The organism is Metabacillus sp. SLBN-84 (assembly GCF_053629595.1).
The window spans coordinates 2,019,417-2,033,101 of record NZ_JBRJIP010000001.1 but is presented as its reverse complement, the minus strand read 5'-3'; the positions used below and the strand labels follow the sequence as shown (position 1 = coordinate 2,033,101).

General features: G+C 42.3%; 20 protein-coding genes. 4 read left to right on the top strand and 16 right to left on the bottom strand.

Annotated elements, in window-relative coordinates:
* Positions 1-145 precede the first annotated feature (145 nt).
* Complete coding sequence (locus RKD52_RS10495; RefSeq protein ID WP_454099676.1) at positions 146-289, top strand: hypothetical protein; 144 nt, start codon at positions 146-148, stop codon at positions 287-289.
* 38 nt (positions 290-327) lie between these two features.
* On the opposite strand, the gene RKD52_RS10490 is transcribed toward RKD52_RS10495, so the two are convergent.
* The 10 genes from RKD52_RS10490 to RKD52_RS10445 all read right to left on the bottom strand — a co-directional run bounded on the left by RKD52_RS10490 (position 328) and on the right by RKD52_RS10445 (position 6,882).
* On the bottom strand, positions 328-636 hold the full coding sequence (locus RKD52_RS10490) for a hypothetical protein (protein ID WP_454099675.1): 309 nt from the start codon (positions 634-636) through the stop codon (positions 328-330).
* Positions 637-688: 52 nt separating this feature from the next.
* Complete coding sequence (locus RKD52_RS10485) at positions 689-1,312, bottom strand: phosphatase PAP2 family protein (RefSeq protein ID WP_454099674.1); 624 nt, start codon at positions 1,310-1,312, stop codon at positions 689-691.
* Between the two features lie 24 nt (positions 1,313-1,336).
* A complete protein-coding gene (locus RKD52_RS10480; RefSeq protein ID WP_454099673.1) occupies positions 1,337-1,483 on the bottom strand; it encodes a hypothetical protein in 147 nt (48 codons plus the stop codon).
* Positions 1,484-1,647: 164 nt separating this feature from the next.
* On the bottom strand, positions 1,648-2,517 hold the full coding sequence (locus RKD52_RS10475; RefSeq protein ID WP_454099672.1) for a sulfite exporter TauE/SafE family protein: 870 nt from the start codon (positions 2,515-2,517) through the stop codon (positions 1,648-1,650).
* Positions 2,518-2,605: 88 nt separating this feature from the next.
* On the bottom strand, positions 2,606-3,640 hold the full coding sequence (locus RKD52_RS10470) for a class I SAM-dependent methyltransferase (RefSeq protein ID WP_454099671.1): 1,035 nt from the start codon (positions 3,638-3,640) through the stop codon (positions 2,606-2,608).
* Positions 3,641-4,422: 782 nt separating this feature from the next.
* Complete coding sequence (locus RKD52_RS10465; protein WP_454099670.1) at positions 4,423-4,644, bottom strand: hypothetical protein; 222 nt, start codon at positions 4,642-4,644, stop codon at positions 4,423-4,425.
* 37 nt (positions 4,645-4,681) lie between these two features.
* On the bottom strand, positions 4,682-4,972 hold the full coding sequence (locus RKD52_RS10460) for a hypothetical protein (RefSeq protein ID WP_454099669.1): 291 nt from the start codon (positions 4,970-4,972) through the stop codon (positions 4,682-4,684).
* 173 nt (positions 4,973-5,145) lie between these two features.
* A complete protein-coding gene (locus RKD52_RS10455; RefSeq protein ID WP_454099668.1) occupies positions 5,146-5,916 on the bottom strand; it encodes a sporulation protein in 771 nt (256 codons plus the stop codon).
* The gene (locus RKD52_RS10450; protein ID WP_454099667.1) at positions 5,903-6,718 is read right to left on the bottom strand and encodes a serine/threonine protein kinase; all 816 of its coding nucleotides are present in this window, start codon (positions 6,716-6,718) and stop codon (positions 5,903-5,905) included. The genes RKD52_RS10455 and RKD52_RS10450 overlap by 14 nt, the downstream gene beginning before the upstream one ends.
* Positions 6,718-6,882, bottom strand: a complete 165-nt coding sequence (locus tag RKD52_RS10445; protein ID WP_454099666.1) for a hypothetical protein — start codon at positions 6,880-6,882, stop codon at positions 6,718-6,720. Before RKD52_RS10445 ends, RKD52_RS10450 begins: the two co-directional genes overlap by 1 nt.
* 111 nt (positions 6,883-6,993) lie before the next feature.
* On the opposite strand from RKD52_RS10445, the gene RKD52_RS10440 reads away from it, so the two are divergent.
* Positions 6,994-8,085, top strand: coding sequence for a DUF2515 family protein (locus RKD52_RS10440; RefSeq protein WP_454099665.1), 1,092 nt, complete (start codon positions 6,994-6,996; stop codon positions 8,083-8,085).
* Positions 8,086-8,108: 23 nt separating this feature from the next.
* On the opposite strand, the gene RKD52_RS10435 is transcribed toward RKD52_RS10440, so the two are convergent.
* Positions 8,109-8,285: a YozD family protein gene (locus tag RKD52_RS10435; protein ID WP_081414131.1), complete on the bottom strand. Its 177-nt coding sequence runs from the start codon at positions 8,283-8,285 to the stop codon at positions 8,109-8,111.
* A gap of 141 nt (positions 8,286-8,426) precedes the next feature.
* Between RKD52_RS10435 and RKD52_RS10430 the strand changes: the two genes are divergently transcribed.
* Positions 8,427-8,597: a hypothetical protein gene (locus RKD52_RS10430; protein WP_454099664.1), complete on the top strand. Its 171-nt coding sequence runs from the start codon at positions 8,427-8,429 to the stop codon at positions 8,595-8,597.
* On the opposite strand, the gene RKD52_RS10425 is transcribed toward RKD52_RS10430, so the two are convergent.
* On the bottom strand, positions 8,594-9,268 hold the full coding sequence (locus tag RKD52_RS10425) for a hypothetical protein (RefSeq protein ID WP_454099663.1): 675 nt from the start codon (positions 9,266-9,268) through the stop codon (positions 8,594-8,596). The genes RKD52_RS10430 and RKD52_RS10425 overlap by 4 nt on opposite strands.
* A gap of 162 nt (positions 9,269-9,430) precedes the next feature.
* On the opposite strand from RKD52_RS10425, the gene RKD52_RS10420 reads away from it, so the two are divergent.
* Positions 9,431-9,553, top strand: coding sequence for a DUF4023 family protein (locus RKD52_RS10420; protein ID WP_029280747.1), 123 nt, complete (start codon positions 9,431-9,433; stop codon positions 9,551-9,553).
* 274 nt (positions 9,554-9,827) lie between these two features.
* Here RKD52_RS10420 and RKD52_RS10415 read toward each other — a convergent pair whose 3' ends face one another.
* From RKD52_RS10415 to RKD52_RS10400, 4 genes are all read right to left on the bottom strand, one after another.
* Positions 9,828-10,547 carry a YwaF family protein gene (locus RKD52_RS10415; RefSeq protein ID WP_454099662.1) on the bottom strand — a complete coding sequence of 240 codons (720 nt, stop codon included), beginning with the start codon at positions 10,545-10,547 and terminating at the stop codon, positions 9,828-9,830.
* A 516-nt stretch (positions 10,548-11,063) separates the two neighbouring features.
* Complete coding sequence (locus tag RKD52_RS10410; RefSeq protein WP_454099661.1) at positions 11,064-11,858, bottom strand: ABC transporter permease; 795 nt, start codon at positions 11,856-11,858, stop codon at positions 11,064-11,066.
* A 12-nt stretch (positions 11,859-11,870) separates the two neighbouring features.
* Positions 11,871-12,659, bottom strand: coding sequence for an ABC transporter permease (locus RKD52_RS10405; RefSeq protein ID WP_369733447.1), 789 nt, complete (start codon positions 12,657-12,659; stop codon positions 11,871-11,873).
* A gap of 13 nt (positions 12,660-12,672) precedes the next feature.
* Entirely contained in the window at positions 12,673-13,668 is a 996-nt protein-coding gene (locus tag RKD52_RS10400; protein ID WP_454099660.1) for an ABC transporter ATP-binding protein, read from the bottom strand.
* Positions 13,669-13,685: the final 17 nt, after the last annotated feature.

Sequence of the window (13,685 nt, the reverse complement as noted above, 5' to 3'; positions counted from 1 at the left end):
TTTTCAATATACCATAATCCTGCTGAAAAAATCTTTTCCCTTTCTACATTTTTCGGGATTCCTATCAATTCTATACATGATACTTATTTACTGGTGTGAAAACGGCTTATTTCGAGAAAAATAGGTGGGAAAAGGAGGGATACTGATGGGCAAAAAACATCGAAACAGAGTCAATGGACAGAAAAAAAACAATCATATTCCGGCCGAAGCTATTGAAGCTGAGCATAATGCACATGGAAAAGAAGCTTCCCCCAAAAAACGCAAAAACGGTCCTGGAAACCACATATAAAGAAAATCAATAAGAAAGGGCAGCCACTGTCGCTGCCCTTACCTTACCTGCATTCTGCTTATTTTCTTCCAGCCGCCTGAAAACAGCTTATAAAAGGTCTGTCCCCTCTTTGGCTCATCAATCAGCAAAATATCCCCTGTGGCAATAAACCTTGCCCTGTAGTCTTTTGGGACTCTGTCTTTCACATTAAACATGCAAAAGATGTGATGCATGGCATCAATGTGGCCCGCTGCCTCCAGATTCATCCTGTATACTTCTTTGTATCCATTTTTTTGTCCATATTCCGGCGTTTGAAAGATGGTAACCTCATATGTCTGAGGCCTCGCTGCAAAAAGACTTAATCCCATACATGCCACCCCCATATTACATATTAGGTGACTGCTGCCTTAATTCCTTCGTCTAAGCTGCACTAGTTTTGTCGATTAACATTTTAATCCATTCATACAGCCTGATCAGTATTAAGAGCACCACAATGCCTGCAGAAAATCCTGCTGCTACATCAATGGCATAATGAACGCCTAAATACACTCTGCTTAACCCAATAAATCCTATAAAAAAAACAGCCGCCCAAAACCTTTTCTTTTTTGTACGGCTCGCTGCTGATGTGTTTGCCAGCAAAAGGTAGCAAATAAATCCATAGAAAACGGTGGAATTCATTGCATGGCCGCTTGGAAAACTGTAATGTGCTGCATCAATGACCGCATGAAAGGATGGTCTTTCCCTTTCAAACAGATCTTTAAGCCCGATGTTGAGATAGCGTGCAGAATAAAACGCAATCCATAAAAAGACAGGAGCTAGAACGTTTTTATTCAGCAAAAGAAGAAAGGTTGCAAATAAAAGCACAGGGTATTCGGCTTTTATGGAACCGGCATCGCTGACTGCCAGAAATACAGCAGTTGCCGGTTCTGACCGCCATGTTTCAGCCTTTTGGACGACGAAGTTTTCAGCATGCTGAACACCATCTATCCTGTAAATACATGCAAGTAAAAGAAACAGGAGAAAAAAGGCGGCTATCTTTTTCACGGCTTCTCCCCTCCCACGGACTGCTTAATTCATTTTGTTTCTTTTATGTTCCTTATGCCCTGGAGCAGGCTGGGGTTTATGTGCGACTTCGGTTGAGAATTCTTCTTTATATTGACCCGGAGCTTGTTTTTTTGCTTTTTGCTCAGCGCTGTTCTGATGTTTATGTGCCATGAATCATTCCTCCATATCATAAATAGATGCCTTCTTATTTTTACTGAAAAAAAGGGCATCCATTCATATGTTCCGGAGCCATTCTTTCCATAAATATGCTGCCTGTCTCTCAAAAAGACGCGGGTCATTCTGATTTTCCTTTTTCATACAGCAAATAAATCCGTTCACCTTGAACGGATTTCCTTAAGCTGTTTTCCAATTTTAAGACCCATTTTCACATAGAGTCCTCCTATAAAAACAATAAGAACAATCATCCCCACATATTCAAGGCCAGCAAGCTTCAATCCGGTGCTCATTGCGGTAATGATGTACAAACTTCCAAGAAGCGTCCTGATCTCCGCCTGTTCAAACCTCGATGTCAAGTATGCTCCAGCCTGCGCACCTGCAAGTCCCCCTGCTATCAGCATGGCACCAACTGACAGGTTAATCGGTGATTTTGCGAAATATGTGATAAAACCGGCCGTAACAATGAAAAGAACACTCATAAGACTTGTCCCCACTGCTTCCCTCGGTTTAAATCCGGACAGTGAAATCAAAAGCGGCACAAGTATAAAGCCCCCTCCAACCCCTAGAAGAGTTGAAACAAAACCTCCGGTCGCGCCTGTAAACACCAGAATCAGCAATTTCATGCCCTTTTTTCTGCCTGATGGTGCTTTCTTATCCTTCCTGAGAAGTAGACTCCATGAAAAATAACCAAGGAGAATAACATAAGCAAGCGGAATCACTGTTTCATCCAACTGATGATCACTTAAAAAGAAAACAAATGGATTGGCAGCCTGTGTAGCTGCCGCTCCGCTCGCGCCAATCAGGGCTGCCTCCTTCCATTTGACATTTTTCATTTTCAAATGTGCGAATACACCGGAAACCGATGTTCCGATTGTATACATCAAACTTATGGTGATGGCAGTAATCGGATCAACTGAGAGCAGCAGGAGTACCGGAGTAAGGATAAATCCGCCTCCAACGCCGAAGAACCCAGACAAAACACCAATCAGTAAACCGAGTCCTGCGTATAAGATAAAAATAAGAATCACACCTCTGGTAAAAATAGCCGTCAATTCCTATTTTATCGGTCCTGGGGAGAAAATAAAAGGTATGCCTTGTAATCAGAATCTTTCAACTTCACCTTGGCCGTGCGATTATACCATTATGAACTTTAATAAAGCCGTGGCGCAGGATATCGAAACCGCTTTCATAAATATACAGTCCCATTTGCTGAATCGTCATTAATTCTCTGTACGTATGATTCATGACATCCGCCATAATCTGATAGTACAGTTTTGATTTAGCCTGTGCCCTTGGCGTTGTCAGAATGGCATAACCGCCGTCCTTTAAAAACTTCCTGTGCCAGTCGATGGCTTCTGGCTTTTGCTCATCGGGGAAATGCTCAATCATTCCAACGCTGATCACAATGTCGAATTCTTTGCCGAAGGAAAGATTGCGGATATCATCGACCAAATAGGTGATGTTAAAGTCATTTTTGTAATAGACTCTGTGGCTGCCCGTCTGAGGGTTTTGACCTAAAAAAGGATAATGCTCCGGAAATTCGGCAAACCTGCTGTCCCTGCAGTACGCATCATAATCCACCATAACCACTTCTGCACCAGGATACATGGCTGCAAGCTGCATACCCTCATACCCTTCTGCCGCGCCGAGAAACAGTATTTTTGGTTTGCTTACATCCAGCCCTTCAAACAATGCGCGTTTTCCCCGAGGATCCCAAATGCCGTCCTCCATCCTGTGGATGTAATTCCAGAGCCTTAGTTTAAATGACCGGCCGAGTACTTCCCTGACCTCTGCAGGACGAAAAGCAGAAAAATGCATCCTTAATTCCCGGCTGAGCTCCTCCATTTCTCCCGGCACATCTTTTATGAACCACTCGTGAAATGATTTATTGAAATATTCCCAAGATGTGTGCACCGGCATGGACAACCCGTTTTCTTTTTCCCATTCCTTCCGGTCCTTTGATACGGTTTTAACTTCATAAGGTTTTCCTGTCTCTTTCCAGGAGAGCTGCGACCAGTCACTTACGACATTTGACGTAAAGAACGCATCTTTCTCTTCATCTGTATATGTGCGCAAGTCAATTTTAAAGCTTTCTGTTAAAGCTGTTTTACCCAGATCCTCTTCTGTAAACGGCCGATGTGCGGTGATCATTGCAGCACCTCTTTTTAGTCAGAATTTTACATTCATTCTAACAACGATTATCTGCTGAATCAATCACTTTGTCCAATTATGCTTTTTTGAAAAAAGCTGAAATACTTCGAAAAAACGAGTGAGAGAGAGATGAGGTAGGTAAAATGACTATATTAAGCCTTATACAGATAATTCTGAATCTTTAAATTATGTAAAGACTTTGTTAAGATGAATTTACTCAATCAAGGGAAGGCGTGATTCCAATGAAGACGGTCAGCGAAGCATATCAGTAGCCCATCTCGGAAAAAATCAGTCCGTGAAAACTGATTTTGAGATGTGTGGATATGCGGGATATCAGTGAATCCGACTTATTAAAGGGGATGATTCCAATGACTGCCGTTAGCGAAGCATATTGTAATCATGCTGCCGCAGGAAAATAGCCGGTGAAAACTATTTTCGGCGCATGTGGATATGCGGGGAAGCCAGAGCAGGAAAGCAATATAACAGGATGAGTTAGTAAGAAAAGAAATCTGATTCAAAAGTGTGATGGTAACGCAATTCGTTAGACTTGAGTTAAAGAGCAATGGGAATAAACTGATTCATCGTGCACTATGTTAATTGAAACAAATCAATTGATGGAAAGCAGCGAATGGGTTTTAGTAAGAAAGGATCGAACTTAAAAGTGAATATGTTTGGATTGAAATAAGACGCTGTTTATGTCCGGTATACATAGACAGCGTTTTGTTGTGTTCCGGCCTCTTTTATACAAAAAGACGCTTCATAGGAAACGCCTTTCTGTGCTCTCAGCCTGCTGTGCCCTCCGAAGAATAATACTCATCCTTCAAAAACTGCAGAAATTGATCTCCTGCATCATAAACGGGTCCATTATTTCCCGTTTCCTGAATCCTTAATTTTGCAGCATCTATGTATGGAAAATAAGAAGCCGGTATTTCCAGATCTTGAATCAGCTGCTCTCTTGTTTTATCCAGGACTGTATACTTTTTTATCCAGAGATTCTCGTTCATATCTATCCATCCCTTCCCTCTTTCTTAGCCAATATGTTTAGTTCACTTCTTCATAAAGCAAAGAAGTCAAAAATGGAAACTTTTCAGTCATTCCTTCTCCGTACTCATCTTTTAATGCTTCAACTAGCATTGACGGCAGTGTTTCCCGCTTTTGAATATCAAATGAAACGATTTCATTTGCATTAAGGCCGAATGTAAGGCCAGTATAGGTGTATCCGATAAAGAAGCGGTCTGTCTGCAGACATTCAATGACTTCTTCTTTTTCTTTTCCAAGGGTTATTAATGACAGTTTTCCCTTATCCGTGCCTATTTCTATTTCGTAAATCATGCTGCATCCTCCTCATTTCTCTCTTTTCTGACCGATTTTTCGCTATACTATTCGAACGGGCATGGTCATTTTCTGACTGTCCTGAAACCTTATGCAGTAACTGATACCTGTCTGGTTAAAAAATGTCTTCATCAAATAAAAAAAGCAGCAAGATGAACTTGCCGCTTTTAAAATCAGCTGTATCTATGGATAACATCTTCCAATGTTCTGCGGATGGCCTGCTGATCCGCATTTGGAATCATCACTTTAACAAGAGACTCATCCATTTCAAGCGCTTCTGACAAAAATCCTCCCAGACCTCTTGCTCTCCTGTCGATCTCAAGCATTAGCTCTACTCCCTGCGGACTGATATTTGAAATCACGACCTCCAGTTCATCTAATTTCCCTCTGAACGGACCTGCAGTCGGATAAAATTCAAATTCCTGTATGAACGGCAGCCTTTTTCTCAAATGATATGGAGCTGCCTCGTTTTCTGCTTTGCGCAAATTGAATCCGAGATCTCTTAAAGCGGCAAATACGGTTTGAACAATAGCGGGTGGAAGGACTTCAATCCGGTCTTTATCACTTGGATCAACGGCCCCTTTAATATCCAGCCCTGTTTCGAGCCACACTTTTGATGAACCGAGAGTAATCGGCGTATCCGAAGGAAGCTGAAACGCAAACGGTATTTCTTTCACTTCATTTGCCATGATGACAAATGGCTCATTGATTTTGATTTTGGTGATTGTGGCGTTTTGATAATACTTTTTATCATCTGTCTCTTTTAAGTAACTTGTTTGGAGGGACAGATAAATCTCATCAATCTGCTGTTCAACATTTCCCCCCTGAACATGAATGATGCCTTTTACTTCATCCATAAGAGCAATCCTGTCAGATGCAAGTCTTGCATCCACTTTTGCAGCCCCAATTCCTACACTTGATAAAATTTTATTAAAAAATGACATTTTCTTCTCCCCCATCTGCACACTTCAAAACATCAGCTTTCAGGTCTTCAATCCTGTCATATGGCTGCTGAAGCTTGAGCATCCGTTTAATCGTATCTTTTGAGTGCTGAGTTATTGCAAGTTCTTCTTCCCAGCTTCTGTTCTTTTTCGTAACAGGAACATATTGCGAATACAGCAGAAAAAGAACAAAGTGGCCAAGCGCATAAAAGTCGCTTTGAAAAGAACGTTCTCTGTAAAGTCTTTTTTCACGGGAAAAAGACTTTCCCAATTCTGCCGGATCCGGTCCCTCACCAATTCTTGCCGCAAGTCCGAAATCAATGATTCTGATGGAGTCATGCTTCAAGAGGATATTTGGAATCCTCAAGTCCCTGTGCACAATCCCTTTTGCATGAAGAACCTCTACAGCCTCTATTACTTTCAACAAAATACGGAAAGATTCCTTCTCTCCGAATGATTCTTTTTTCAGGAAGATTAAATCTTCAAACGTATCTCCCCCCATATACTCCATTGCAATGAAATGCTTGTTGTTCCAAAAAAATGAGCCTGAATAAGCCGGAAAATACCGACTGCTGAGTTCTGCCAGCAGTTCTTTTTCAAGCCTGAATGACAACAGGCCGCTGTATGTTGCAGCCTTATATGCCCTAAGCTGTTTGAGCACAAGCGGCTCATCTCTTTTTGTTAAAGCAAGATATGTGATGCCGTAGCTTCCTTTTCCAAGAACTTTCTGTATGGTATATCGATGATCAATTACATCACCGGCCTTTAGTGGCCGCTCTCCGTATTTTAGGAGAAGGTTCTTCATCAGCTGCTGTAGGATCCTGAAAATCTGCTCGATTTTGATTTGCGTTTGTAGTGCTTATAGCCGTATTTTGAAGGATTTCCGTATGGTCTGCTTCTTCGGTCGCTGCTGCTGTATCTGCGGTGCGATTTTTTTCCGAGAAACGATTTAATCAATTTTTTCAGCATGACAATCCCTCTTTCGTTAAAAGTTCCTGCTCTTTTCATACGTTCCGCGAGAACAAAAGTTTCAGGTTTTTCATATGTAAGTAAGAGGCAAGGTTTTAGGAGCTGGCACAAATGACATTCCTCCCCCTATTTAAAAAACCAACGATCGCATCTCTTATGAATCACGCAGAGAAAAAAGCATTTAAAGATTACTTGATGGCTGATCAGCCGGGTCCATCTATTGTGTACGGTGAAGAATCGAAGATCATCCGGAACATCCGGGCTGTTACGGCATCTTACAACCTGAATAATGTAACGAGGACAAAAGCTTATCTTTCCTTCTATATAAAACATCCGGAGATTCATTGGGCTTTTTTAGCCCACATGGTTTCCCGTAACGGCGGCTACAGCATGACTGATTTGAAAAACAGTCTGGTGAGCCACTTTCTATCCGAAAATGAACGAAACTCTCTGTTTCATTTTCTTGAATCTGCAAATGCCCTGATTTTCCACGATGCTTATCCTCAGCTACTGCTTTATGAGGAGAGCAAGAAAAGCGGAAAGTCTTTGTTCCGGCTGCTCCCCGCCTTACATGTTTCGAAATTTATGGAGCCAGTCTGGGCGCAGTTTTATGAAACGAAGCAATCGGATTTGCTTACCCTTGCGCTGATTACGAATGAACAGCAGTATGTTGAGCAGCAGCTTGTATCAAAATCATCAGACATATTAAAGTCCATTCCTTATCTGCTTCAAGAAAGATGCGGTTTTACAAACGTTATTTTCCCCTTTAAAAAAAGAGGGTATGATCAGCATTTTTCACTGGCAGGAATTGAAATAGGACAGTTTATCGATCCGAAAGAAAGGATCAGCATTGGCAAATCCCTTTACAGCACCTTGTTTCATCCTGCGGTTTTCCCGTCAGCTTTTTTATTTGCAAAAACATTTCCCCATTCCGGCTCACGGGAGGATTACTGGCCGAACCTGTTTGCATCTGATCCACGTCAAAAAATATACAGCCCGAAGCTGACAGATGTGTGGAATGATGTATCCCATAAATATTACCTGTGGCCTGACTGGCTGAAGGATCCGGAGATGGTGTCTGGCTTTGACTGCTTTGATAAGAAGAAAACGTACAGGGACATGACAAAAAACGTAAAAATGGATCTCCTGAAAATGGGGTCGATGAAGCTTCTGACAAAACCATTCTTAAAACGCGGCATGTAAAAAACGGCGAGAAATCTCGCCGTTTAATCAACGTCTTCCAGGTCTTCGTCAATAATGCACTTTTCAAGAAGATAATCAAATGCAATATCCGCGATCGTATCAAGCTCCGATTCCGAGGGAACATATCCCCGCTTTGTCAGCTCATTGTAAAAGAATTCAGCCATTTCTTCGGTATCAATGATTACTTCAATTTCTTTCACAACATCGCCCCCTTAGTAATTGTTTATATGTCCAACTTGTATCATCTATGTCTTGCAAATCAAACATTTTTCTTTTCATATTCTTTTTTCACGGTGCATACGATGGAATAAATAGATCAACAGGAAAAGGAGATGCTGAAAATGAAAAATGGACAAGCTGCTGCAAAACAGGAAACGAATAAAATTCTTGTATTTTTAGACGGAGAAGGATTTGAATGCGTTCACAAACAGATAATTGCATGTCTTCAAACGATCATGCTTTATGGATGTATTCCGTTTTTTATTTACGTTCTCATATCTCTTTTTCATTAAGTGTTCGTATATTTTCTTAAACTGTCGATGATAAAATCCATCATTTCCTTGTATTCCAGATCACCAAACAGTTCATACATAAATAAATAGTCATTATAGATATCTAAAAGTTCATCAACGATATCACGTTTGCTGCGCTTGACTTTCTTGGCGGGGAGTTCCTGCTTAGGCAGCTTTTCTTTTGCCAGAAGCTGCTCAATCCCATTTGTTTCCTGCGAAACAATATGCATCAGGCTAAGCTGCTGGACAAATGTGCCTGCCTGCTTTTTCCCCATGACGAAAACAAGCTCTTCTTCGGATGCTTCAAGCCATTCCCCGTCGTTGATTCTCATCAGTTCATAAATGATGTCTTCCCAGCCATCTTCTGTGTATCTCCAGATTTCAGTCCGGAATCCAACCACCTTGAAAAGCTCTTCTTCATAACCCTTCACTTGAACAATATCCCCGATATGGTATTGAAACTCAATTTCAATCTTCTCTGAATCAATCACCTTCCCGGTGTACTCAGAGTATAGCTGTATCGCGTTTTCAAAGTACAAAATCTCGCTGTGGTTCACTTCGTAAAGATAATGCTGATCGATCTGATGAACGTTCGTCACTGTCCCGACCGTACTGTACATAACAATCACGACAATATCCCCGACTTTGTACTTTGGTATTTTTTTGTTCACGATTGATCCTCCTTTGCCGCGATTCATAAAAGATAAAATAGTATATGCCGGAGCGCAAAATAAGTAATGGGCAAAACAGCAAAGGATTCCGAGTTGGACTCATGAATGTTCATCAAGAAGGAAATAGTAAGAACCTAAAAATCAATTCAAGGAGGACTCACCGTGGAAAACACATCAAACTTCGTGAACAGCCTGCAGCAAAAACAGCAAAAAGACGAATACAACCGCGAGCACCAGGGCAGCAGCAACCCGGGGAAGAAGAAGCCTAATAAGACGAATAAGTAAGAAAAGCGGAAGCGCTCGTTTAGCTCCGGGAGTCAGATAAGGAAACGGCGGTAAAGGCGCTTTTTGCCTTTGCCGACGGTTCCGTTCTGACAGAGGAGCTGAGCGGTGAAGCTAGACAATAAGAAATGCGGAGCCGACTGTTCAATCCTTTCAGTCAGATAAGAAATCACCGGGAAAGTCCGATTTTGACTTTTTCGGGGATTTTGTTCTGACAGAAGGACTAGGAGGCGCAGCTGGACAATAAGAAAAGCGGAGCCTTTAGGCTCCGCTTTTCTTATGATTGGTCATACAGTCTTCCTCTCTTATACATCCAAAACAGCAGCAGAAAACTGACAATCATGATGAGCTCCGCCCAGATTAAATACCACGGCCATTTGCCAAGCACGTTAAGCAAAGACACACCCTCAGGCTTTTTCATAAGGAACATATAGTTTGACCCCAGCCACTTGTTTACGGCTAAAATGATGGCAGCATACAAATTAACAATCAGAACGCATACCCATACTGTCCGGAATGTTATTTTATAGGAAAAAGCCATCAGCATGACCAGCACTGCCAGAATAACAGTCCCATGCGAGATAAAAAAGACAAGGTACTGAAAGTGCGGAAAATGATAGGTGCCGAGGTCCGGAGTCAAAAGAGCCTGCACAGAGCTTGCAATTCCTGCAAAATATAATAACTGGAAGAGTTTTTCCGGCCCGTTTATGAGCATGATGAAAGCGAGTATGACGGACAGATCACTTAAATGCAAAGGCAGGGCAGATGCTGCAGACCACGCATGTTCACTCAGCAGCCATATCTGGTGAGTGATCAGCGCAATAAACAGCACAGCTGCCAGAGCCAGCCTGATGGGATGCTGATGAGGCATCCAGCTCTTTTTTAACAGCATTATTCCAAGAATAAATACAGATATGATAACTAGCGTCCATATGTGCTCTGCAGAAAACAGACTAAATTTGTCTCCACCTGGACGATACTGAAGGTACTCTTCCACGCCCTCACCTCTCATGTTTTTTATTAGATTTCACTTTAATAGAAAGTCTATCCGCGAAAAAAAGAGGCGCGGACAATACATGAGAGCGTTGAATCTTAAAATTATACTGAGATGCTCCATACGCTAAATTAATGCCTCCGCTGATTGTATCGTTCGAAAGAGCGTGAATCTTATGCTACCTGAACACGTGCTGGAGATTATAACGTACGATAACGCGTGATTCTTATGCTATTTGAACACCTGTCGGAGATTATAACGTACGATAACGCGTGATTCTTATGCTATTTGAACACATGTTGGAGATTATAACGTACGATAACGCGTGATTCTTATGCTATTTGAACACATGCCGGAGATTATAACGTACGATAACACGTGAATCTTATGCTATCTGAACACCGGCCGCTTTTATACCGTACAAAGCAGCTATAAAACAAACAGATGACAAAAAAAGGGTGAATTTGATCCGCACGTGGTCAAATTCACCCTGTATTTCTGTGCCGGCGGCTTCCTTCCTTACGTTCCGGTACTTGCGTAAGCCCGCAATCCATACAGCCAGAAAACATAGGCAAGAGCGATGCTGACTAAACCGACTAATGGGGACAGAATCCCGACAAAAGCATACCCTTCTCTGTCAAGGAACCATGCCGCCGGATAAAAGGCCGTAAACCCGTACGGAATGACCCACGTTAAAAAGACACGAATGGTTTTGTTGTAGATCGTCATCGGGTATTTAGCAAACTCACTCAGATTAAAAACAGCGTATACAATAGGCAGGCTGTCGATCATCCAAAAGGAGAATGTGGCAAAAAACAGGTTTATGGCAATGTAAATCAAACCGCTCGAAACAATCATCACAACGAGCATCAGCCAATCGGCAAATCCGAATGCCAGATCCAGCTGCGGAAAGGCTGCTGCAAGAATAAGTATCCCGATCACAAGCTGACCCAGTCCATCCTGCTGCAGCCTGTCTGCGCATACATGAAACAGGGGATTGATCGGCCTGATAAGAAGCCGGTCCATCTGCCCCGGCCTTACATATTGCCACCCCAGCGTCCATAAATTATCAAAGAATATATGATGCAGGGACCTTCCCGTTGCGGCAATTCCGTAAATAAAAAGAATTTCATAAAACGTCCAGCCATTAATTTGCTCAATGTGATCAAACACTACTTTAACAAAAAAGATGCTTGCGAACTGCTGAAGCATCACGCTGATCACCCCAATGAAAAAATCCACCCTGTATTCCATCATGACCTTAATGTGATTTTTCGCAAAAATATAATACAGCTTTGTATACCGTTTGAGCATTGTATTACCCCCTTACCCGCCGAAAATGGTCACTTTTTTGATCGCCTGGGACCAAATCAGTTTCATGATAAGAAACATTCCGAAGCACCAGCCAAGCTGAATCAGCAGAGCAAGATATGCATCACTGCCTTTCAGAATACCTGTATATATAGAAACAGGCGTAAATACCATCGCCTGAAACGGCAAATAAGAGCTCAATGTTTCAAGCCATCCGGGAAAAAGCGTAATCGGAACAAGAGCTCCGGAGAAAAACGTGATGACTCCCTCTTTCAGGACTCTCAGACCCCAGACGTTTACCGTCCAAAAAGCAATGATGCCTATCATCAAATCAAAGAACGTGCCAATCCAGACTCCAAGTGCCGCGCTGATGATAAACAGGAGTGCCGCTTCCGCCGAGCCGGGAAGAGACAGATCGATGAACAAAAAGGCAATCACCATCAAAGGCAGGGTTTCCCTGAAAAAATGTGTGATCTTTCCGCCAAAATCCATGAATATCAGTTTAAAAATCACATCATAAGGCCTCATCAGTTCAATGGCAATGTTCCCGTCCCTGATATCGTGTGCCAGCTCATTCCCAACACCGGAAACATACCCCTGAATAAACATGGCCACCACAATATACGTCAGCATATCCTGCAGAGTAAGGTTCTGAATGGTGTCCTTTCCGTCGTAAACGGCATGCCAAAAATAAAACATGATCATCAGACGCATGATGGATGATGCTGTTCCAGCCCAATACCACGCGGAGTATGCAGTGTTGATCTGCATTTGGGATTTTGCAAACATCAGGTATTTCGTCATTTCCTAAAACCCCCTATAGTCCGCGGTTATAAATTTCTTCTACAATGGTTTCGATTTTTGGATCGTTTAAAGATAAATCAATAATGTCATTTTCAGATAAAACCGCAGAAATCACTTCTGAAGCAGCCACATCCTTTTGAGAAAATGCAAGGATGACCTTTTGCTGCTGGTCTTCATCGACTACTTTAAGCTCTGTTCTGGCCTTTATAGCGGCCGGGTATGAGAACGATTGCACATTTTCGACTTCAAAGTGGATTTCCCGCTTGGCCGCGAACGTGTCTTTTATTTCATGAAGGCCGCCGTCATATAAGATGGAACCATTGTCAATGATGATGATCCGGCTGCAGATCTCTTCAATATCCTGCATATCATGCGTTGTCAAAAGCACCGTCGTTCCAAACCGGGCATTCATCTCTTTGATAAATTTCCGGATCCGCACCTTCACTGCCACATCAAGCCCGATTGTCGGTTCATCTAAATAGACGACATTCGGTCTGTGGAGAAATGCTGCTGCAAGCTCACATCTCATTTTCTGCCCCAGCGAAAGCTGCCTTACCGGTATCGAAAGGAGCGGTTTCAGCTGCAGGACCTCTGTGAACAAATCAAGTGTTTCTTTAAACTGCTCTTCAGGCACTTCATAAATATGTTTGAGCAGATCAAACGACTCAGATACCGGTATGTCCCAGAACAGCTGTGTCCGCTGGCCAAAAACCGCACCGATCTGTTTTGCATTTTGTTTTCTGTTTTTATAGGGAACAATTCCGCCAACCTTTACTTCCCCAGAAGATGGTGTCAAAATTCCCGTCAGCATTTTGATGGTTGTTGACTTTCCGGCACCATTTGCACCGATGTACCCAATCATTTCCCCGCGGTCAATTTTGAAAGTAACTCCTTTGACAGCTGTTTTCGTCACGTATGTACGTTTAAAGAGTGCTCTCACTGCTCCTCTTAAACCTGGATCTCTCTTTACCAGCTTGTATTCCTTTTTTAAATCCCGCACTTCGATCAATCTGATGTTCCCCCTTT